Here is a 21,167-nt window from a genome sequence, read left to right as displayed (position 1 = left end):
AGGTTATGCTGAACAATTTGTCCAAAAATTCGGATTAAATTTGCAATCTACCATTACTTGTTTTCCAAAGCTGCTAAACCGTCGTTTAAGACCTTCTTCAAGGTTGCGGCGGAGTCTTGCATCTTCTTCATTTCATCGTCTGATAATGGTGATTCGATGATTTGTTTCAAACCAGTCCCACCAATAATGGCTGGGGTACCGATGTAAATATCATTCAAACCATATTGGCCGTCCATGTAGGCGCCAACTGGTAAGACTGCATTTTCATCACGTAAGATGGCCTTGGAGATGCGCATTAAAGCGGTCCCGATACCATAGAAAGTGGCACCCTTTAAGTTGATGATGTCGTAAGCTTTGTTACGAACGCCATCTTCAAGTTTAGCTAAGTCTTCGTCAGAAACGCCTTGTTCCTTAGCGATATCCTTAACTGGACGGGTTCCGATAGTCGCCGTTGAGTAAGCAGCAAATTCTGAATCCCCATGTTCGCCCATGATGTAAGCATCAACGGAACGAGGGTCAACGTTAAATTGCTTGCCCAATGCAACGCGTAAACGTGAAGAATCCAAAGAAGTCCCGGAACCGATAACGCGATCCTTTGGGAAACCGGAGAATTTCCAAGTGGCGTAAGTCAAGATGTCAACTGGGTTAGCGGCAACTAAGAAGATACCGTTGAAGCCGGAGTCAACAACTGGCTTAACAATTGAAGATAAAATGTTTAAGTTCTTATTAACTAAGTCTAAACGTGATTCGCCGGGCTTTTGTGGGGCACCAGCAGTAATCACAACTAAATCTGCGTCTTTACAGTCGGAGTATTCCCCTGAGTAAATCTTTTTGGGAGCGGTGAAAGCTTGGGCGTCTTCAAGATCAAGGGCGTCACCCTTAGTACGATCTTTAACGACATCGACAATTACAAATTCTTCAGCAATTCCTTGTTGTGCCATGGCAAAGGCGTAGCTAGAACCAACGGCCCCGTCACCGACTAATACAACTTTTTGATGATTTGGCATGCTTGACAAAATAAGTCATCCTCTCATAACGTAAATTTTATTTTTAACGGTTAGAGTATACCATGTTTTTCACGGTTAAGTCGCTAATTTAACTGTGCTTTTAATAGAATTGCAATTTAGTTATGGATATGATTGTTGTTATAACTACCATCTGCTAGAAATTATTACTGGTGGTCAGGATAATTAACCAACAATGGGCAGAAAGCTGAACCAAATCATGGCAAGCCAAGCGAAGAATATTTTGAAACTGACGTCAACTAAGGTATGCAGCTTCAACCAAAAATAAGTAACCTGAAAAGGCTGGACGACTTGCAACTGCGCGGTGACTAACGCGTGTTGGGTCGCTTGCCAGTGTTGCAACGTTGCCAGCTTAGTTGCAACATCACAAATAATGACGCCAAACATAATGAACTGTAAGAGCTGGGGGCCAAAGTTAACCCGGGTGCTGAAAACTAATCCGGCGGTAATGACTAACATTGCCAGTAAGCCATAGCTCGTTTTTTGAAGATATTGACTGAACGGACTCGGTGTATCTAAAAGTTGTAGTTGCGGAATCGTCGTACAAGTGGCGCGATGCTGATTATAAATCGTCATCGTCACACTCGTGAGTAGTAAGTAACTAACAATCGCGAAATAGATGGTCGGTGTTAGTTGTAAACTGTGCAGACCGGTCAAATTGAGTAGCCATTGGTTAGGATTAAAAGACATCATAAAATTCAACTCCTTACGATATGATGAGTAAGGCCTATCTTAATAGCTGTTTGCAGTTTGAACTAGCATGTTTGTGTAAATAATTTGTTTAAATTGTAAAGGTCGGTTTTTATTGAGAATAATCTTTAGATGGCAGTTCTTAGGAATAAAACTTAATAGGGTATTCCATGTCTAACGTAAACAAAGTTTTGTGGGGGGAGTGGTGAGCTGATCAAAATGAGCGGGCTTCATGAATTGAATGATACCAAATTGGATTGAAGTTAACTGAGAATAAACGCTATTGAAATATATATGGTACATAGGTGAACGTGTCCATAGTTAACAATATTATCGGGATTTGAAGGATACTATCCGTCAGTTGGAAAATTTTGAGCCAAAAATAGGCTGATGTGACGAAGGGGGAGGAACTTGTTGTGATGATACTTCGCCATCTATGCAGGATGATGATTTTTATGGTAATGCTGCAAGCTACAAGTGCAAGCATTAGTGCTTGCAATAGGATGATGCCGGATTCTAATTGGGTTAAGGCGACTATAGAGAGTAGTAACAATAAGAAAGTAAGAATTATTAGCCCTACTTTTTGAATGCGAATAATGGCTTTTAGTTTACCGATATGCTGGATTCGGGGTTCGCCAATTACGGCGTGCTTCGCTTTTCTGAATTTCCAGCCCAATAAACAATCTACGATGATGTAAATAGTAATCATTAAAACTAAAGTGTGTAGAACATTCAGTAATTCAGTTTCCGAAGAATTAATCATCAACATTTTTGGAAAGAAATGATTCATAAAAGCCCCCTCACATACATATCTTAGTAATTTTTAGTAGGTCCATTGTAGCGTGCCAAGTTCACGATCACTAGCACGTTTATGTAAAGATAAACGTCTAAAATTTTTCGCCATAATAAGTTGGCATACTGAGTACTAAGCGATTAAAATGTAATGCTAGATATTGCACAAGTATTATGTCGAAAAAATTTTTAGGGAAACAAATGGTGCGTAGTTGATGAGGTCTATGGATAATAATATTAATGGAATTTGAAAGATACTATTGGTAAGATGACAAATTTTTAGCCAAAGATAGGCTGATTTGACTAATGATGATGAACTTGTTGTCACGATACGTCGCCATTTATACCAGATGGTAAATCTTGCATAGATGTCACAGCCAACTCGCGCAAACAATAGCGCTTGTAACAGGATGCTCCCATTTTTGAATTTGGTTAAAAATACACCCAAAGTTAGTAGCGTTAAAACAATAGAAATTATTATTTCTGTCTTTAGTATCTGTGGTAGCGGCGGTGCCTTTCTTATAAGAAAGATACGTGGTTCTTCGATCGCCGCGTGTTTCTTCTTTTGAAATTTCCAACCAAGTAAACAACTGACGATAAGGCTGATACCAAGCATCAAATATAGATTGTCTAGAATGTTTAGTGGTTCATTTTCCGAAAAATTAACCATCAACATTTTTGGGTAGAAATAATTCATAAAATCCTCCTCACATACATATCTCAGCAATATTTAGTAGGTCCATTGTGGCACCCCCAGCTAGCCATTAACGATAGAACAACTGTGCAGTTAGTACTGATTGTTAGACTCCGCTTGCAGTTAAAAGATGATCATAAAAGCATGTCTGGCAAATAATTAAAAAAATCCAAACATAACAACGTTATCGGAATTTTTAATATATCACCCGTAAAATAATATGTTCTTAGCCAAAAGTGTGCGGATTGGATGGTTGTTGAATTTAGAGTTACTTGTTTGCTCCAAATACTCAAAACAATGTATTGTTTGTAGAGTCCACAAATAATGATGGTGAAAAGTAGTGCTTGTAGTAAGATACTACCGTTTTCAAAACCAGTTAAAGTAACGAAGAGTATTAAAAATATAAGTGAAATTGCCATAATTGGTTCGCTCTTTTTTAGGTAAGCAATTGCGCCAATCTTGTTCGTGGAAAATACTTTTTGCTCTGCAAGCACCTTTTTCATACTATTTTGAAATTTCCAATTTAAATAACAACTAACTATAAGATTGATACCAATTAGCAAATATAGGTTATTTCGAAAGTTAATGTATTCGTCAGCTGAAAAATCAATCATGAATATTTGTGGATAGAAGTAATGCATTGAAGCCTCCTTGAGTATGAATATGCGCTATACAACGTGTTATCCATTGTATAGCGCATGCAGTAGTACGAATAGCACGTTTATGTAAAGATAGGACAAACATTTGTAAAGTGAACGGTCCAAAATTTATTGCCATAATAAGTTAGCATACTAAGTACTAAGCGATTAATAGGGATTGTGTTATACTAATTGCACGTAAATTGCATTCAGAAGTTGATTCGTCGCGAGTTGCGGCGGAGGTAAATTAAAATTAATGATAAAAATTATCGCCAACATGTGGACATGAATTGGTCGCCGAATCAGGGGTTACGCTGATTCGGCCTGTTTGGTATGCGTTGGCGAATTATAGGAGTGCAGCACTTAAAATGAAAATGATTGTTGGTTTAGGAAACATTGGTCCGAAATACGCCCAAACACGGCACAACGTGGGCTTTATGATTGTTGATGAAATTGCGGCTAAGGCGCACGCGGATTTTCAAACGAGTAAGTTTGAAGCCCAAGTGGCGACCTTTTTTAATGAAGGTGAAAAGGTGTTGTTAGTGAAGCCCTCGACTTATATGAATGATTCTGGGCGGGCAGTTGGTCCGTTGATGGATTATTTTAATATCGAACCAACGGACTTATTAGTCGTCCATGATGACTTAGATTTACCGTTGGGCAAAGTTCGGCTCAAACAAAAAGGGTCAGCGGGTGGTCACAACGGCATTAAGAGCATCATTGCCCATGTCGGTGACCAAAAGTTCAAACGCGTTAAAGTCGGCATTGACCACCCCAACAAGATGAGTGTGGTGGATTATGTGCTCGGTAAGTTTACGCCGCAACAACAACCACTATTTAACGATGCTAAAATTACCGCCGTTGCGGCGATTGAAGCGTGGTTAGCGAATGATGATTTTGCGGCCGTCATGAATCAATACAACTAATTAGGAGGGCTGATCGCGATGGATATTGAAGCGATTGTTGAACAAACCCCCGATTTTCAAACGATTTTAGCTGGGATTAGTCCCGCCAGTCGGCAATTGATTACGGGGCTCAACGGGTCAGCGCGCACCGTTTATTTAAGCGCGCTTTTTCATCAACTAACGCATTCGGTATTGATTGTGGCGGACAATGGCTTCCATGCCAGCCAGATGGTTGATGATTTAACGAGTTTGTTAGCGGAAGACCAAGTATTCTTGTTTCCCGCTGAAGAAATGGTGGCCGCCGAAGTTGCGACGAGTTCGCCAGAATATCGCGCGCAACGGGTCCAAGCGTTAAACGCCTTATTGAGTGACGAACCGGCGATTGTGGTGACCTCGATTGCGGGCGCCCGGCGCTTCTTACCACCGGTCCAACAATTTCAAACGGCCACGTTAAAACTCGTGGCCGGCACCGATATCGACTTGGAACAAGTCCAAGTGCAATTGCACGACATGGGCTACGTCAAAGAAAAACTCGTGGCCCGGCCCGGGGACTTTGCGGTGCGCGGGTCGATTATTGATATTTACCCGTTAGACGCGGACTACCCAATCCGGGTGGACTTATTTGATACCGAAATTGATACCTTAAAGTACTTTGATCCGGAAACGCAACGGTCCGTTGATAACTTAGCGGACTACACGGTGTTACCCGCGACTGATTTTATCTTAACCGCTGATATGATGACTGCCGGGGCCCAACAGCTACAAAATGCGATGGCCACGGAAATGAAGAAGTTGAAACCAGCCGACAAACAAACGTTAGCGGACAACTTGGCACAACCATTAGCTGATATGCAAAAAGGCATTATTGGCAACGACCTACTATTATATGGTGAATATTTATACGGTAGTAAAACGAGTATCTTTGATTACGTCGCTAAGGATGGCGTGGTAGTTTTTGATGAATATTCACGTATCTTGGATAGCGAACAACAACTCGTCCAACAAGAAGCCGACTGGATTACGGACCAATTAGCGCATCACAAAGTTTTATCGACGGCTAGTTATGGGAACGATATCCGTGACTTGTTGAAGAGTGACGACCACGCGCAAGTGCTAGTGTCCTTATTCCAAAAAGGTATTGGTAACGTGAAGTTATCGCAAATTACGAATGTACGGACGCGGCCGATGCAAGAATTCTTCGGGCAATTGCCAGCTTTGAAAACGGAATTAGACCGCTGGCACAAAATGAAGCAAACCGTGGTCTTGATGGTATCAGAAGCGGAACGGTTGACTAAAGTTAGCAGTACGCTAGATGATTTTGAGATTGATGCGGTGATGACGAAAGCGGAGAACTTACAACCTGGTGTGGTTCAGATTGTCCAAGGCACGCTGCAAAATGGGTTTGAGTTTCCCGATGGCCATCTAATCGTCGTCACGGAACAAGAAATGTTTAAAAAGGTCGCTAAAAAGCGGCCCCGGCGGCAAACGTTGGCTAACGCGGAACGCTTGAAAAGTTATACCGATTTAAAACCCGGCGATTTTGTCGTGCACGTCAATCACGGGATTGGGAAATACGTGGGCATGGAGACGCTCGAAGTGGATGGCGTCCATCAAGACTACATCACGATTGCGTATCAAAACAACGCCAAGATTTTTATTCCGGTCACACAGCTAAACTTAGTCCAAAAATACGTGTCGTCCGAATCCAAGACACCCCACATTAACAAACTTGGTGGGACTGAATGGACTAAGGCCAAGCGCAAGGTTGCGGCTAAGATTGAAGACATCGCCGATGAGTTGGTTGATTTATATGCCAAACGGGAAGCGGAAGTGGGTTATGCCTTTCCGAAGGATGATAGCTACCAAGACGACTTTGATAATGAGTTTCCATATCCGGAAACGCCAGACCAATTACGCAGTATTGCTGAAATCAAGCATGATATGGAACGACCCAAACCAATGGATCGCCTGTTAGTCGGTGACGTCGGTTATGGGAAGACGGAAGTGGCCTTACGGGCAGCCTTTAAAGCCATTGAAGCCGGTAAGCAAGTGGCCTTTTTAGTCCCAACAACCATTTTGGCGCAACAACATTATGAAACGATGTTGAATCGGTTTGAAGGTTATCCGGTCAACGTGGGCATGTTATCCCGATTCCGGACGAACAAAGAAATGAAGACTACTGTTGAACAACTGAAGAGTGGGGAACTGGACATTGTCGTTGGGACCCACCGGCTGTTATCTAAAGATGTCAGTTTTGCCGACCTCGGCTTGCTCATTATTGATGAAGAGCAACGATTCGGGGTCAAGCATAAGGAACGGCTCAAAGCCTTGAAGTCGAGTGTGGACGTCTTAACTTTGACAGCGACACCGATTCCCCGGACGTTACACATGTCGATGCTCGGGGTGCGGGACTTGTCGGTCATTGAAACGCCGCCGACCAACCGCTATCCAATTCAGACGTACGTCATGGAACAAAACTTCGGCGTCATCAAAGACGGTATTGAACGGGAAATGCAACGTAACGGGCAAGTCTTTTATTTGCATAATCGTGTTAATGACATTGAAAAAGTGGTCGCGCAAATTAAGGACTTGGTCCCCGATGCGGCGGTTGCCCATATTGATGGTCAGATGCCGGAATCGCAACTGGAAGGCATTTTATATGACTTCATTCGCGGTGAATATGACGTTTTAGTCACGACCACGATTATTGAAACGGGGGTCGATATCCCGAACGTCAATACGCTGTTTGTTGAAAATGCTGACCACATGGGCTTGTCGCAGTTGTATCAATTGCGGGGCCGGATTGGTCGGAGTAGCCGGGTCGCGTATGCGTACTTCACGTATCAACAAAACAAAGTGTTGACCGAAGTCGGTGAAAAGCGGCTCCAAGCCATCAAAGATTTCACTGAATTAGGTTCAGGCTTCAAGATTGCGATGCGCGACTTGTCGATTCGCGGGGCCGGGAACTTACTCGGTAAGCAACAACATGGCTTTATTGATTCAGTCGGGTATGACTTATACACGCAAATGTTGTCAGAAGCCGTGGCGAAGAAACGCGGGCAACAAGCCAAGGTCAAGACGGATGCCGTCATTGAACTGGGGATTGAAGCCTACTTGCCAACGACTTATATTGAAGACGAACGGCAAAAAATTGAAATTTATAAGCGGATTCGCCAGTTAGAAAATGACGACCAATATTTGGAAGTCGAAGGCGATTTAATCGACCGCTTTGGTGATTATCCCGTCGAAGTGGCCGGCTTGTTAGCGGTTGGTAAGTTAAAGATGTTGGCTGATGACGCTTTGATTGAAAAGATCCGACGTAGTGATGATGAGTTGAACTTGACGCTTTCGAAGCAAGGGACGGCCAAACTAGATACTAAAGATATCTTTAAGGCCTTAGCAAAAACGAAATTACGAGCGACAGTCGGGATTGATGATGATAAAATGAAGGTTAAATTAGTTATTCAACCGCAAATGTCACAGACAGCCTGGCTCGAACAGTTGACCTTGTTTGTCGAACAATTAGGGGTGATTTTGACCCCGGACGATGCGGCCGTGACACCGAGTAAGTAATCGGTAGAAGGGGTTTGTCATGTCAAAAAATCACCAGGACGTCATGTTTCGTGGGGCGTTAATTCTGTCGATTTCATCATTGATTGCCAAGATTTTGAGTGCCGTTTATCGGATTCCATTTCAAAATATGGTCGGCAATACGGGCTTTTATGTCTATCAACAAATTTATCCCATTTATGGGATTGGGATGACCTTTGCGTTAAACGGGTTTCCCACGTTTATTTCCAAATTAGTCGCTGAACAGCCCGATGAAACGAGTAAGTCGTTAATTACTCGGCAAGCATTTCATATTTTAAGTGGGCTATCGTTAATTATCTTTTTGTGCTTACAAGTTGGTGCTAGTTGGATTGCCGTGCATATGGGCGATGCAAACTTGGCGCCGATTATTAGTGCGGTGGCCTGGATGTTTGTGTTCATGCCCTGGTTAGCGACGGGGCGCGGGTATTATCAAGGCCGCTTCTTAATGGGCCCGACCGCGTCATCGCAATTGATTGAACAAACGGTGCGGGTCGGAGTCATTTTATTGGCCGCCTACTTCAGTATTCATCGTGGCTGGGACGACTATCACATGGGAACTTGGGCGATGAGCTCCGCGGCGATTGCGGCGGTATGTTCGTCACTGGTCTTTGTGAACTTCGGCTTAAAACAGTTGTTGGCCCCCGCGCCAGCACCGACGCACCCGTTACCGAGTTATCGCAAGCTCACCAAACGCTTTATCATTGAAGGTGGGACGCTTTGTTTAGTGGCCGCCGTCGTGATTTTGTTACAATTAATTGATTCGTTTTCTGTGATGCGCGGGTTAGTTCGGCAAGGAATGCCGGTGGAAGTCGCCAAGTCGATCAAAGGGGTCTACGACCGGGGGCAAACGCTGGTCCAATTGGGACTCGTTATAGCCACATCGTTTTCCGCAACCTTGTTACCGGCCCTAACGAACGCGTTGGCCCATCGCCAATTGATTGAGTTCAAACGCCATACCCGGGCGATGGTCCACATTAGTTTGGCGTTGTCGATGGCGGCAACGGTCGGCTTAGTGGCCTTAATGCCGCAAGTTAACCGGTTATTGTACGGTTCGATGGAAGGAACTGGCGCTTTGCGGATTTACGTCTTCAGTATTTTAGTGGCGGCGCTGATTACCACTTATACAAGTGTGCTGCAAAGTTTGGACCAATATACGGCGATGATTATTGGGATTATTGCGGGGCTGGCCACCAAAATCTTGATTAATTATGTCATGGTCGTCCATTACGGGATTAATGGGGCCAGCTTCGCCACGGTCGTTAGTTTAGCCGTGATGTTTGCGGTCATGTGGATTGGGTCCCCGGAAGATTTACAACAAATATTATTAGAGAGTGGTTATTTAATTAAATTGCTAGCAGTCAGTGGTGCGATGGGCTTAATCGTGTTATTAACGAGTCATGAAATTCAAGCGCTCGTGGGGCCGACGATGGCCAATGACCGCGGCATGGCCGGAATCATTACGCTAGTCGGCGTCGTGATTGGCGTCGCGGTCTTCGTCGCCGGCGCAGTCGCCGCACGACTCTTTACGATTCGCGAATGGCTCGTCTTACCATATGGCAAGCGCCTCATCAAATTGGTGGCGCAAAGAAAGGAACGACATCCATGAGTATGCGTTTAGATAAATTTTTGAAAGTTTCTCGAATCATCAAGCGGCGTTCCGTCGCTAAAGAAATCGCCGACAAAGGGCGGATTCAAATCAACGGTAAAGTGGCCAAGTCCTCAACCAACGTGAGCGTTGGTGACGAGTTGATTATTGGTTTTGGGAACAAGACATTGACAGTCAAAGTGACCCAACTGCTTGAAACCACCAAGAAAAACGACGCTGAATTGATGTACGACATCATCAGCGAAGACTACAAAACCGATTACCGTCAACCATTTAGCGACTAGAGTTTGGTCGGGTGGTTGCCGCTTCCGGCCAGTTACAACGCCGCGGTGGGGCAACCCTAGCGAGCCAAAAAGCGGTCTCGCTAGGCGGTTGCAAGCCTAGCAAAAATCGCTAGTCTCGCAACACGCCCCATGTTCTAAGCGGCCTGAGAAACACCCGCTAAGAACATTTTCACCGCGTCATTGTAACTCGCCTCCAGCTCGAATCGTGATTGTTGGAATTGATATCGATTGCGTTCAGTTGGGGGATAGTAATGTTGCGGTGTGTATCTAACTAATTATGTTATCCAGGCGATTTTACAGTTGTAATTTGATTATAGAAACAAAACGACGCATTCAAGTAATTAAGTAACTTGCTTGAATGCGTAATTGTTATCAGCGATTGAATTTTATTGACAGGAACGTTATATCTTCGTTACGAAAACTTGTAAACAGTTGAAAACATGCCACTTATTACGCTATATTGGGGAGGACTGATTACAGTTATTCGACTAGTAAGCTGAATGATAGTCGGTAGTGATTGGATGCGCCGCTGTGTCGATTTTCTTAGGTGGCGGGGTTGGCCGCCTTAGAAAATGGGCCGTCTTGTAAGACTGGTGGGCTTTGCTAGGCTTACAAGCGCCCTGGGAGACCGCTTTTTGGCTCCCAGGGTTTGCCCCACCGCGGCCATCCAATCACTACCGACGGCAAGTAACCGATGTAAATTCAATGAAAAAATATGATTAACAAGCAGTTAAACCCGTTGATTAGGTTTAATGAAATGGTCCCAAGTGTTGATGTAACCGCAATGATGTCGTTTACATGCACGCGGGAAGTTGTTATAATTTAGGCAACCCAATTTGAAAGGACTGGCACAGCATGACGAATGGTTCACGCAATAACGTCAAACATTTAAATAATGACTACACCCGTCAAGTGGCGACTGATCAACATAGTCAACACCAACGGGTCAGCCAAGTGCGACGGCGGCGGTTTATTGTGATTGTAGCGTTTTTTGGCGCATTGCTATTATTTTTCGGTTACCAATTGATTAACACGCGCGCAAGTTTGCACCAAGTGAATCAGCAAGTTGCGACCAGCCAAGTTAAATTGAAAAAAGCACAACAAAAAAAGTCGCAGCTCAATACGCAAATCAAACAACTCAATAACACGGATTATTTACAAAAGTTATTGCGGTCAAAATATGATTATACGAAGAGCGGCGAAACGGTTTATAGCTTACCAAATGATAGTGCGTCGGACGTAACCGCCAACTAAACGGCACTTTCGTCGAATTTTTCAGGTAGACCACTTTTGAGGGGCTCCCGGAAAATTTAACTCAACATTTCACAAAGTATGCTATACTAAAACCATTATTTCATAGGAGGAACAACTTTTTTTATGGCAATTGAAGTAGGTACGAAAGTCACTGGTAAGGTATCTGGGATCACTAATTTTGGCGCATTCGTGAACTTAGGTAACAATCAAACGGGGCTGGTGCATATCAGTGAAGTTTCAGATGGATTCGTTAAAGACATCCATGATGTTTTGAGTGTTGGTGATGAAGTGACGGTTAAAGTATTGACGGTCGGTAATGACGGTAAGATCGGCTTATCGATTCGTAAAGCAGTTGACCATCCTCAAGGCGAACATGATAACCATCAAGGTGGCAACCACCAAAGTAATAATCATGGCCGTCCAAGCCATAATGAGCACCAAAGTAGCAATGGTAATCATCATGAACGGTCGAATAATTTCCATAGTCGCGGTGGTAATGGCGGGGGCCGTTACCAATCACGGCAACATGAAAGTAAGAAACAAGACTTTGATTCATTAATGTCTGGCTTCTTGAAGGAAAGCGAAGATCGCTTGACGACTTTGAAGCGCAATACTGAAGGTAAGCGTGGCGGTCGTGGCGGTCGTCGTAGCTAAGTTCGATTGCTCACTGAAAAGTGCCATTCGCCATTAATTTAGTTAAAATCAAGATACGGTGCGACCTCATCAGTCAGCACCGTATTTTTTTATTTTCTTAAGTTAAGGCATCCGACTAGTTGTCAACGAGCGTTTGGCTTATGATATTGAACTAGTGACGCTGTAAAATGCTTAGTTCGGATGGAATTGCCGCAGTTGGCTGACCGTAATTCCAGCGTCCTGGGACCTCGTTTTTGAGCCCAAAAAGCAAGTCTCAAAAGACGTCCGTGGGGTAAACGGGCCAAAAACGTCCGTTAATGCCACTTTCAGGACGATTTCATTACGGTCAGCCAACTACTAATCTCAGCGCGGATTCAGAATTATGTTAAGTATATGAAATTGTGATTGAACATTTTCGATGGTGCTTGGTCTAAGCATAAAAAAGCCGTTAATAACCTGCTTTAAGCAAGCATCTTCTAAGATGTCGATGGTTTAAGTCCGACGATTTCCATTGCTAGTGACTTACAACCGAATTAATCTTTTAATGAGCCAACATGGTACCATTTTGATGTATTCGTAAAAATAGTGATTAATCGTGAAAAATTCAGTTAACGTAGATTCATCGATATTTGGAAAGACGCAATGCGGGATAGGAGTACGCCATGACGCTAAAACAACAATTTAATCGACAACTCGCGCGCCAACACTTATTGACGCCACAGGTGACATTAATTGTCGCGGTTTCAACTGGTGTGGATTCGATGGTGTTGCTCGACTTGTTGCAACAAATTCCCGTCGAACAGCGCCCACGATTAGTCGTTGCCCATGTCAATCATCATTTGCGGGTGCAAAGTGCCCAAGAAGTGGCCTTTTTAACGCAATATTGTGCCCAGCATCAACTGACACTGGAACGTGCCGATTGGTTGGCGGCGGATCATCCAGCCACGGGTGTCGAGGCAGCGGGGCGCGCGTTTCGCTATGATTTTTTTGCTAAGTTAATGGCGAAGTACCAAGCGGCAGCTGTCTTGACGGCTCATCATGCCAATGATCAGACCGAAACTTACTTGATGAAGTTAGCCCGGGGTGGGGACTTAGCCCAATTGACGGGGATTCAACCACAACGCCAGTTTGCAACGGGATTGCTAGTGCGGCCGTTATTGCCGTGGCCCAAAGCGACCTTACGCGCCTATGCCCGGCAGCAACAGTTGACCTGGTTTGAAGACGTCACGAATCAAGATGTACAGTTAACGCGCAACCGCGTTCGTCATCAAGTTGTGCCAGCCCTTACGAAAGTCAATCCGGCGTTATTGGAACACGTTGCGAGTTATGAGCAACAATTAGCCGATTTATTAACAGCGCAAGCGGAAATGGTCGCGACGTTGTTACCGACTGTGGTGGATGAAAGCGACGCGTTAGTTATTGATAAATTGCAACAATTACCGCCACATTGGCGGCTAGCGACCTTGCAAGCGTGGCTCGAGCAGCGAACCGGCGAGCAATTTAGTACGGTAAAATTACAACCCACTTATCGTTGGTTAAGTAACCGCCAACAACTGCAAGGAACGTTACGATTAAATGCGCGGGTTGAAATCGTGAAAGTTACTAGTATCATTGACATTATTCCCACTAAAAAAAGGGTTAAAAAGTTAATGCCCCCTGAAAAAATTATGGTAGACTTAAACCAATGGCAGAAAATTACTGCGACCCAAGTTGCGGGCGTGTTTACTGACCCGATAACAACTGACAGCCAACCATTTCGCTTAATGGCAAATGATGGGCCGTTAGCGTTTCGACCTTGGCGGGCGGATGATTGTGTTACTTTAAAAGGTGGCGGTCATCAGCGGGTGCGGCGCATTTTGATTGATCAAAAAGTGCCCCCGCAAAGTCGCGACCAAGTCATGGTGTTAGTGAATACGCACGGAACGGTGTTGTGGTTAGTTGGTTATAAATTTAGTTATCGTGATCAACATGTCGGGAGTCAAACAGTATTTTTAGCCTTAAAACATACGGAGTTGAAAGGAGTACATCTGAAACGATGAACAACGACATTGAACGAGTACTTTATAGTCGCGAGGAAATTCACCAAGTTGCGCAGAAATTGGGTCAAGAATTAACGACCGAATACGCCGGTAAGAACCCATTAATTATTTGTGTACTCAAGGGTGCCGTCTTATTTACCACTGATATTATTCGCGAAATGGATATTTACGCGGATCTTGATTTCATTAACTTATCTAGTTATGGGAATGAAACCATTTCAAGTGGTGAAGTCCAATTGACGAAAGACTTAGATGATGACGTGGCTGGCCGCGACGTCTTAGTCATTGAAGACATCATTGATACGGGTCGGACTTTGAAGTTCCTAGTGGACTTATTAAAACGCCGCGACGTTAATTCAGTTAAGGTCTGCACGTTACTGGACAAGCCCGCTGGTCGCTTAGTGGATATTAAAGCCGACTATATTGGTTTTGAAGTGCCAAACGAATTCGTAGTTGGTTATGGTTTGGATTATGCCGAACGTTACCGGAACCTCCCATACGTCGGAATTTTAAAACCAGCAATTTACGAGCATTAATGATTGGTCAATGATAGTCAAATGTGCTATTATTTAGACTATCGAAGGATAGTACCGTGCTTTAAAAACAGTATATAAAAGTTCGATGAAGGAGGCACATATGAACAATCGACGCAATGGACTCTTTCGTAATAGCTTATTTTATATTTTGATCTTTTTAAGCTTGATGGGGATTATTTACTTCTTCTTTGGTAGTAATTCCAGCACGCAAACTCAAAATATTCGCTATAGCGAATTTGTCAAACAATTAGACAAGAATAACGTCAAGAACGTTAGCATCCAGCCTAGTGGTGGCGTCTACAAGGTTACTGGTACCTACCGGAAAGCCCAAAAGGTTTCTTCATCTAATGCGTTAGGAATTAAGAGTGCGTCTACTAAGACCACTTCATTCTCAACCACGATGTTAGAAAACAACTCGACGGTTAACCAAGTATCCAAGTTGGCGACGAAACACAACGTTAAATTAACCGCAAAAGCGGAAGAATCTAGCGGGATTTGGGTCACGTTGTTGATGTATATCGCGCCATTGATCCTGTTTGTATTCCTATTCTATATGATGATGGGACAAGCTGGACAAGGCGGCGGGAACAACCGGGTGATGAACTTTGGCAAGACGAAGGCTAAACCAGCCGATAGTAAGCAAAACAAAGTTCGTTTCTCTGATGTTGCCGGTGAAGAAGAAGAAAAACAAGAATTGGTCGAAGTTGTCGAATTCTTGAAAGATCCGCGCAAGTTTGTATCCTTAGGCGCTCGGATCCCATCGGGGGTATTGCTCGAGGGGCCTCCGGGTACTGGTAAAACGTTGCTTGCTAAAGCGGTCGCTGGTGAAGCCGGCGTGCCATTCTTCTCGATCTCTGGTTCAGACTTCGTCGAAATGTTTGTCGGGGTTGGGGCTAGCCGGGTCCGGGACTTGTTCGATCAAGCCAAGAAGAATGCGCCATCAATCATCTTTATTGATGAAATTGATGCCGTTGGGCGGCAACGTGGTAACGGCATGGGCGGTGGCCATGATGAACGTGAACAAACATTGAACCAATTGTTGGTTGAAATGGATGGGTTCACGGGTAACGAAGGTGTTATCGTCATGGCTGCGACTAACCGTTCCGATGTTTTGGACCCTGCTTTGCTTCGTCCAGGTCGTTTTGACCGGAAGATCTTAGTAGGTCGTCCAGACGTCAAGGGTCGTGAAGCTATCTTGAAAGTTCACGCCAAGAACAAGCCGTTAGCATCCGATGTTGACTTAAAAGAAATTGCCAAGCAAACACCTGGGTTTGTCGGGGCTGATTTGGAAAACTTATTGAACGAAGCTGCGTTATTAGCCGCTCGTCGTAATAAGAAACAAGTCGATGCGTCAGACTTAGATGAAGCGGAAGACCGGGTTATCGCCGGGCCAGCCAAACACGATCGCGTTGTCAGCAAGCATGAACGGGAAACTGTGGCTTACCATGAAGCTGGGCATACGATTGTCGGGTTAGTCTTAAACGATGCACGAGTCGTTCATAAAGTCACGATTGTGCCACGGGGCCGTGCGGGCGGATATGCCATCATGTTGCCACGTGAAGATCAAATGTTGATGTCTAAGCGTGATGCCAAAGAACAAATGGCTGGTTTAATGGGTGGCCGGGCCGCCGAAGAAATTATCTTCGATGCCCAATCATCCGGTGCTTCTAATGACTTCGAACAGGCAACGCAAATTGCCCGGGCGATGGTTACGCAATATGGGATGAGTGAAAAACTTGGTCCAGTTGAATTAGAAAACGCCAACCAACAAGCGGCTTACCAACAAGGGATGGGCGCTAGTGCGTTCTCACAACATACTGCTCAATTGATTGATGATGAAGTTCGTCGTTTAGCTGAGGAAGCTCACCAAACGGCCACGGATATTATTCAGTCCCATCGTGAACAACATAAGGTTATCGCGGAAGCCTTGCTTAAGTACGAAACCTTGGACGAAAAGCAAATTCTCAGTTTGTTCAAGACTGGGGAAATGCCAGCTAAGGATAGTGCTAGCGAATTTCCAAGTGAAAAAGCAGCTACTTTTGAAGAATCAAAACGTGAATTGGAACGCCGTGAAGCTGAAAAGCAAGCCGCTAACCAATCTGACGATGATGATGACGCGACGAGTGCTGCGACGAGCGAAAGTACGCCAACGTCAGCTGAAAGTACCGCCACGAGTGATAGTAGTTTCCAACCAATTTTCCCAAGCGAAAATGGTGACGACGATACCACGAGTGCTGCCTCTTCAGCAACTAGTGACGCTACTTCTGCCACGAGCACGGCCGAAAGTGCGGCTTCATCTGCGGATGATGACGACAACAGCCAAGCTTAAGTTAAAAAGTCATTCACTAAAGAGCCGAGACTTTGTCTCGGCTCTTTTTATGCGGTATGATTAATCGGAATATCAAATACGAGATAGGAGTTACAACGAATGTCAGATTATTTAGTTAAAAGTGTGGCCGGCAATGAAATGTTTCGGGCCTACGCGGTCAATGCGACCGATATCGTGGCGGAAGCCCAACGGCGCCATGATACTTGGAGCGCGGCATCCGCAGCATTAGGTCGGAGCTTAGTTGGGACGTTGTTATTAGCATCGTCAGTCCTCAAAGGTGACGAACAGATGACCGTTAAAATCAACGGGAATGGCCCGGTCGGTGGAATCGTCGTTGATGGCAATGCACATGGGACGGTCAAAGGTTATTTGCAACATCCCCACGTCCATTTACCATTGAACGACAAGCATAAGATTGACGTCAAAGCCGCTGTTGGTAATGAAGGGTTCTTAGCCGTCACTAAAGACCAAGGTCTCGGGCAACCCTTTACTGGGCAAGTGCCATTAGTTTCGGGCGAGTTAGGCGAAGACTTCACCTATTACTTGGCCCAATCTGAACAAATCCCGTCAGCGGTCGGCTTATCCGTCTTTGTCAATGATGATAATACGATTGGCGTGGCTGGGGGCTTCTTAGTCCAAGTGTTGCCAGGTGCGACTGATGAAGCTATCAGTTCTTTAGAAGGCAAGTTAAAAGAAATGCCCCTCGTATCACAATTATTGCGGGATGGTAAAACGCCTGAAGATATTTTAGATATGCTATTTGATGGTGACGTTAAAGTTTTAGATAAAATGCCCGTCAAATTTGAATGTGACTGCTCTAAAGAACGCTTTGGCGAATCTTTAATGGCCTTACCAAAGCATGAAGTTCAAGCAATGATTGATGAAGATCAAGGCGCCGATGCCGTTTGCCATTTTTGTGGCAATCAATATCACTTCACTGTGCCGGAACTAGAAGCCGTTTTAGCACGGTCGACCCGTAAGGACTAGCCATGGTAGCGGCAAGTGAATTAGCCTCACCGTGGCAAATTGGTGATATCACGATTCCGAATCGCGTCGTCGTGGCACCAATGGCCGGGGTAACCAATGCTGCCTTTCGCGTCATTTGTAAAGACTTCGGCGCGGGCTTAGTCGTCTGTGAGATGATTTCTGACCGGGGCATCATGTACCATAATCAGAAAACGTTGAATATGATGTTCGTCGACCCTAAGGAACACCCGATGAGTATTCAAATCTTTGGTGGCTCTAAAGAAACCTTAGTGCAAGCGGCCCAGTTTGTTGATCAGCAGACTCATGCAGATATTATTGATATCAATATGGGGTGTCCGGTCAATAAAGTTGTTAAAACGGACGCGGGTGCGAAGTGGTTATTAGACCCCGATAAAGTTTACGAGATGGTGGCCGCCGTTACTGCAGCGGTCCACAAGCCAGTGACCGTCAAGATGCGCACCGGTTGGGATGACCAGCACATTTATGCGGCGGACAACGCCTTAGCGGCTGAAAAAGCCGGGGCGGCCGCCATTGCCATGCACGGTCGCACCCGTAAGCAGATGTATCAAGGTCACGCCGATTGGGATATTTTAGCCCAAGTGGCGGCCGCGTTGACGATTCCGTTTATGGGCAATGGGGATGTGCAAACACCCCAAGACGCTAAACGGATGTTGACGGAAGTCGGGGCCGATGCGGTGATGATTGGGCGCGCCGTTGAGGGTAATCCGTGGATGCTGCAACAGACCACCCATTATTTGGCGACCGGAGAGCTATTAGTGGCGCCTAGTCCTGTCGACCGGATGGCAACGGCTACCGAACACTTACAACGGTTAGTGGCCTTAAAAGGTGAACGGGGTGGTTGTCACGAATTTCGTGAACAGGCGCCTTACTATCTAAAAGGCATTCCTCGCTCGGCACGGACCAAAGTTGCTTTAATGGAAGCGGAGTCTGAGGATGAGATGTTACAGATTTTAACGGATTTTACGGCGCAATTGCGTCAATATTTAGCAACCCACGCGTGAAAGTGAATAATTAACTTGCATTTTTGCGGTGTGATTGTCAGAATTAACATGTAGTGAATGTTTAGGTACAATAGAGAACTGTACATGAACAGGAAATGGAGGAACACTTAGTGGCACGACAAGAACAAACGATGAACGACCAACTTAAGGTTCGTCGTGAAAAGATGGATGAATTGCGTGAAGAAGGTATCGATCCATTCGGTCACCGCTTCGAACGCACCGATTTAGCGGAAGATTTACATGCAAAGTACGGTGATATCGATAAAGACGATTTAGCTGAACAAAAGCATACGGCCACGATTGCCGGGCGGATGTTAGCCAAACGTGGTAAAGGTAAGGTTGGGTTTGCTGACCTTTGGGACCGTTCTGGCAAGATGCAATTATACGTTCGTAAAGACGTGTTAGGTGAAGACACTTATCATATCTTCAAGCGTTCCGACATTGGTGACTTCTTGGGGATTACTGGGGAAGTCTTCAAGACTGATTCGGGCGAATTAAGCTTGAAGGTGACTGATTTAACCTTCTTATCAAAAGCGTTACGGCCATTGCCTGATAAGTTCCATGGCTTACAAAATGTGGAACAAATCTACCGTCAACGTTACTTGGACTTAATTTCTAATCGTGAAAGCTTTGACCGTTTCTTGAAGCGGACGAAGATTATTTCAGCGGTTCGTCGTCATTTAGATGATAACGGCTTTATTGAAGTTGAAACGCCAATGTTGCATAACCAGGCTGGTGGCGCGTCTGCCCGTCCATTCGTAACGCATCACAATGCGTTGAATATTGATTTATATTTGCGGATTGCGTTGGAACTTCACTTGAAGCGTTTGATCGTCGGCGGCATGGAAAAGGTCTATGAAATCGGTCGGGTCTTCCGTAACGAAGGGATGGACCGTGAACATAACCCTGAATTTACCATGCTTGAAAGCTATGTCGCTTACTTCGACTTCCATGATGTCATGGATGAAACTGAAGGTATCTTCAAGGCAGCTGCTAATGCGGTTTCTGAAGACGGCGTTGTGACTTACCATGGTCAAACCGTTGACTTGAACCAACCATTCAAGCGAGTACACATGGTCGATGCCATTAAGGCTCAAACTGGGATTGATTTCTGGCAACCAATGTCAATCGAAGACGCCCAAAAATTAGCGGATGAACACCACGTTAAGTATGAATCATACTGGAAAGTTGGTCATATCATTAATGCCTTCTTCGAAGAATTCGTCGAAGACACATTGAACGAACCTACTTTCATCTATGGTCATCCAGTAGAAATTTCACCTTTAGCTAAGAAGAATGAAAAGGACCCTCGTTTTACCGACCGGTTTGAATTGTTCATCTTAGGTAATGAATATGCGAATGCCTTTAGTGAATTGAATGACCCTATCGACCAACGGGAACGTTTCGAAGCGCAAGCCGCGGAACGGACAGCTGGTAACGATGAAGCTCAACCAATTGATGAAGACTTCGTGGAAGCTTTGGAATACGGGATGCCACCAACTGGCGGTCTCGGTATCGGGATCGACCGGTTAGTCATGTTAATGACGGATGCCGATTCCATTCGTGACGTTTTATTGTTCCCAACGATGCGTCCGGAAGAAGATAAGTAATAACTTTGTAAACAGCTTTGAAATTATTTCGACTAATTTCAAAGCTGTTTTTGTGTCTAATTAAGGATTGTTTCGGGGTGTTGACGTTAAAAAGTGAGGTGACAATCGTAAAAAGTTAGTAAATTCAAAAAAAGTTGGATTTATTTTTTCCGAACGTTAATTGTTGATAATTGTTAAAACGTTAAATATTGAGACTGGAATTTGACTGATTCCCGAATGATTAGGTGGTATAGAAAAGTAATTATTAGTGATAACCGTACATTCGGAATCAGTCGTTAAAAACATGGTAATAATGACTGGTTATTTTTGCGATTTGGGGCTTGCAATTGGTCGGGATAATTGGTAAATTAGTATACGTTGTTGAGGCGCACAAAGCGGTTAGCCGCTTGCTTCCAACGAAAAAAAATTTTAAAAAGTTGTTGACAAGATGTTGATTACTTGATAAGATGATTAAGTTGCGTTGAGGAAATCAACGAAACGAATTAGACCTTTGAAAACTGAACAAAGTTTCGACGAATCAAATGTGTAGGGT

Annotated in this window: 17 protein-coding genes; 12 read left to right on the top strand and 5 right to left on the bottom strand. The window is 44.5% G+C overall.

All coding sequences use genetic code 11. The annotated features are described in order from the left end of the window. Positions 1 to 53 precede the first annotated feature (53 nt). The 5 genes from DY78_RS06460 to DY78_RS06440 form a co-directional block, all read right to left on the bottom strand. On the bottom strand, positions 54 to 1,016 hold the full coding sequence (locus DY78_RS06460; RefSeq protein ID WP_024625756.1) for an L-lactate dehydrogenase: 963 nt from the start codon (positions 1,014 to 1,016) through the stop codon (positions 54 to 56). A 174-nt stretch (positions 1,017 to 1,190) separates the two neighbouring features. Beyond that, entirely contained in the window at positions 1,191 to 1,718 is a 528-nt protein-coding gene (locus tag DY78_RS06455) for a hypothetical protein (RefSeq protein ID WP_024625757.1), read from the bottom strand. A gap of 277 nt (positions 1,719 to 1,995) precedes the next feature. After that, the gene (locus DY78_RS06450; protein ID WP_024625758.1) at positions 1,996 to 2,505 is read right to left on the bottom strand and encodes a hypothetical protein; all 510 of its coding nucleotides are present in this window, start codon (positions 2,503 to 2,505) and stop codon (positions 1,996 to 1,998) included. Between the two features lie 174 nt (positions 2,506 to 2,679). Then, positions 2,680 to 3,204: a hypothetical protein gene (locus tag DY78_RS06445; RefSeq protein ID WP_024625759.1), complete on the bottom strand. Its 525-nt coding sequence runs from the start codon at positions 3,202 to 3,204 to the stop codon at positions 2,680 to 2,682. Between the two features lie 131 nt (positions 3,205 to 3,335). Next, entirely contained in the window at positions 3,336 to 3,842 is a 507-nt protein-coding gene (locus tag DY78_RS06440; protein WP_024625760.1) for a hypothetical protein, read from the bottom strand. A 365-nt stretch (positions 3,843 to 4,207) separates the two neighbouring features. Here DY78_RS06440 and pth point away from each other — a divergent pair, with 365 nt between their 5' ends. The 12 genes from pth (at position 4,208) to lysS (ending at position 20,635) form a co-directional block, all read left to right on the top strand. Then, entirely contained in the window at positions 4,208 to 4,765 is a 558-nt protein-coding gene (gene pth, locus DY78_RS06435; RefSeq protein ID WP_024625761.1) for an aminoacyl-tRNA hydrolase, read from the top strand. Between the two features lie 18 nt (positions 4,766 to 4,783). Next, a complete protein-coding gene (mfd, locus tag DY78_RS06430; RefSeq protein ID WP_024625762.1) occupies positions 4,784 to 8,317 on the top strand; it encodes a transcription-repair coupling factor in 3,534 nt (1,177 codons plus the stop codon). Between the two features lie 19 nt (positions 8,318 to 8,336). Further along, complete coding sequence (locus DY78_RS06425; protein WP_024625763.1) at positions 8,337 to 9,941, top strand: polysaccharide biosynthesis protein; 1,605 nt, start codon at positions 8,337 to 8,339, stop codon at positions 9,939 to 9,941. Positions 9,942 to 9,943: 2 nt separating this feature from the next. Then, positions 9,944 to 10,225, top strand: a complete 282-nt coding sequence (locus DY78_RS06420) for an RNA-binding S4 domain-containing protein (protein WP_024625764.1) — start codon at positions 9,944 to 9,946, stop codon at positions 10,223 to 10,225. 855 nt (positions 10,226 to 11,080) lie between these two features. Next, a complete protein-coding gene (locus DY78_RS06415) occupies positions 11,081 to 11,479 on the top strand; it encodes an FtsB family cell division protein (protein WP_024625765.1) in 399 nt (132 codons plus the stop codon). Between the two features lie 123 nt (positions 11,480 to 11,602). Then, complete coding sequence (locus DY78_RS06410) at positions 11,603 to 12,133, top strand: S1 domain-containing RNA-binding protein (protein ID WP_024625766.1); 531 nt, start codon at positions 11,603 to 11,605, stop codon at positions 12,131 to 12,133. A 641-nt stretch (positions 12,134 to 12,774) separates the two neighbouring features. After that, complete coding sequence (tilS, locus tag DY78_RS06405) at positions 12,775 to 14,151, top strand: tRNA lysidine(34) synthetase TilS (RefSeq protein ID WP_024625767.1); 1,377 nt, start codon at positions 12,775 to 12,777, stop codon at positions 14,149 to 14,151. Continuing rightward, a complete protein-coding gene (hpt, locus tag DY78_RS06400) occupies positions 14,148 to 14,687 on the top strand; it encodes a hypoxanthine phosphoribosyltransferase (protein WP_024625768.1) in 540 nt (179 codons plus the stop codon). The genes tilS and hpt overlap by 4 nt, the downstream gene beginning before the upstream one ends. A 100-nt stretch (positions 14,688 to 14,787) precedes the next feature. Continuing rightward, positions 14,788 to 17,016 (top strand): ATP-dependent zinc metalloprotease FtsH, encoded by a 2,229-nt coding sequence (ftsH, locus tag DY78_RS06395; protein ID WP_024625769.1) that lies wholly within the window; start codon positions 14,788 to 14,790, stop codon positions 17,014 to 17,016. A gap of 99 nt (positions 17,017 to 17,115) precedes the next feature. Further along, complete coding sequence (hslO, locus tag DY78_RS06390) at positions 17,116 to 18,003, top strand: Hsp33 family molecular chaperone HslO (RefSeq protein ID WP_024625770.1); 888 nt, start codon at positions 17,116 to 17,118, stop codon at positions 18,001 to 18,003. A gap of 2 nt (positions 18,004 to 18,005) precedes the next feature. Beyond that, on the top strand, positions 18,006 to 19,025 hold the full coding sequence (gene dusB / locus DY78_RS06385; protein WP_029779110.1) for a tRNA dihydrouridine synthase DusB: 1,020 nt from the start codon (positions 18,006 to 18,008) through the stop codon (positions 19,023 to 19,025). A gap of 110 nt (positions 19,026 to 19,135) precedes the next feature. Then, the gene (gene lysS / locus DY78_RS06380; protein ID WP_024625771.1) at positions 19,136 to 20,635 is read left to right on the top strand and encodes a lysine--tRNA ligase; all 1,500 of its coding nucleotides are present in this window, start codon (positions 19,136 to 19,138) and stop codon (positions 20,633 to 20,635) included. Positions 20,636 to 21,167: the final 532 nt, after the last annotated feature.

Origin of the sequence: Lactiplantibacillus fabifermentans DSM 21115, assembly GCF_000498955.2 — a bacterium.
GTDB lineage: Bacteria > Bacillota > Bacilli > Lactobacillales > Lactobacillaceae > Lactiplantibacillus > Lactiplantibacillus fabifermentans.
The sequence above is the reverse complement of the archived record's forward strand: the minus strand, read 5'-3'. Positions and strand labels throughout refer to the sequence as shown.

Excerpts from the sequence above, each read along its gene's own strand:
- DY78_RS06445 (WP_024625759.1), bottom strand. The coding sequence starts at position 3,204 with ATGAATTATTTCTACCCAAAAATGTTGATGGTTAATTTTTCGGAAAAT.
- DY78_RS06455 (WP_024625757.1), bottom strand. The coding sequence starts at position 1,718 with ATGATGTCTTTTAATCCTAACCAATGGCTACTCAATTTGACCGGTCTG.
- DY78_RS06420 (WP_024625764.1), top strand. The coding sequence starts at position 9,944 with ATGCGTTTAGATAAATTTTTGAAAGTTTCTCGAATCATCAAGCGGCGT.
- DY78_RS06410 (WP_024625766.1), top strand. The coding sequence starts at position 11,603 with ATGGCAATTGAAGTAGGTACGAAAGTCACTGGTAAGGTATCTGGGATC.
- hslO (WP_024625770.1), top strand. The coding sequence starts at position 17,116 with ATGTCAGATTATTTAGTTAAAAGTGTGGCCGGCAATGAAATGTTTCGG.
- tilS (WP_024625767.1), top strand. The coding sequence starts at position 12,775 with ATGACGCTAAAACAACAATTTAATCGACAACTCGCGCGCCAACACTTA.
- DY78_RS06450 (WP_024625758.1), bottom strand. The coding sequence starts at position 2,505 with ATGAATCATTTCTTTCCAAAAATGTTGATGATTAATTCTTCGGAAACT.
- dusB (WP_029779110.1), top strand. The coding sequence starts at position 18,006 with ATGGTAGCGGCAAGTGAATTAGCCTCACCGTGGCAAATTGGTGATATC.
- hpt (WP_024625768.1), top strand. The coding sequence starts at position 14,148 with ATGAACAACGACATTGAACGAGTACTTTATAGTCGCGAGGAAATTCAC.
- DY78_RS06415 (WP_024625765.1), top strand. The coding sequence starts at position 11,081 with ATGACGAATGGTTCACGCAATAACGTCAAACATTTAAATAATGACTAC.
- DY78_RS06425 (WP_024625763.1), top strand. The coding sequence starts at position 8,337 with ATGTCAAAAAATCACCAGGACGTCATGTTTCGTGGGGCGTTAATTCTG.
- mfd (WP_024625762.1), top strand. The coding sequence starts at position 4,784 with ATGGATATTGAAGCGATTGTTGAACAAACCCCCGATTTTCAAACGATT.
- DY78_RS06440 (WP_024625760.1), bottom strand. The coding sequence starts at position 3,842 with ATGCATTACTTCTATCCACAAATATTCATGATTGATTTTTCAGCTGAC.
- pth (WP_024625761.1), top strand. The coding sequence starts at position 4,208 with ATGAAAATGATTGTTGGTTTAGGAAACATTGGTCCGAAATACGCCCAA.
- ftsH (WP_024625769.1), top strand. The coding sequence starts at position 14,788 with ATGAACAATCGACGCAATGGACTCTTTCGTAATAGCTTATTTTATATT.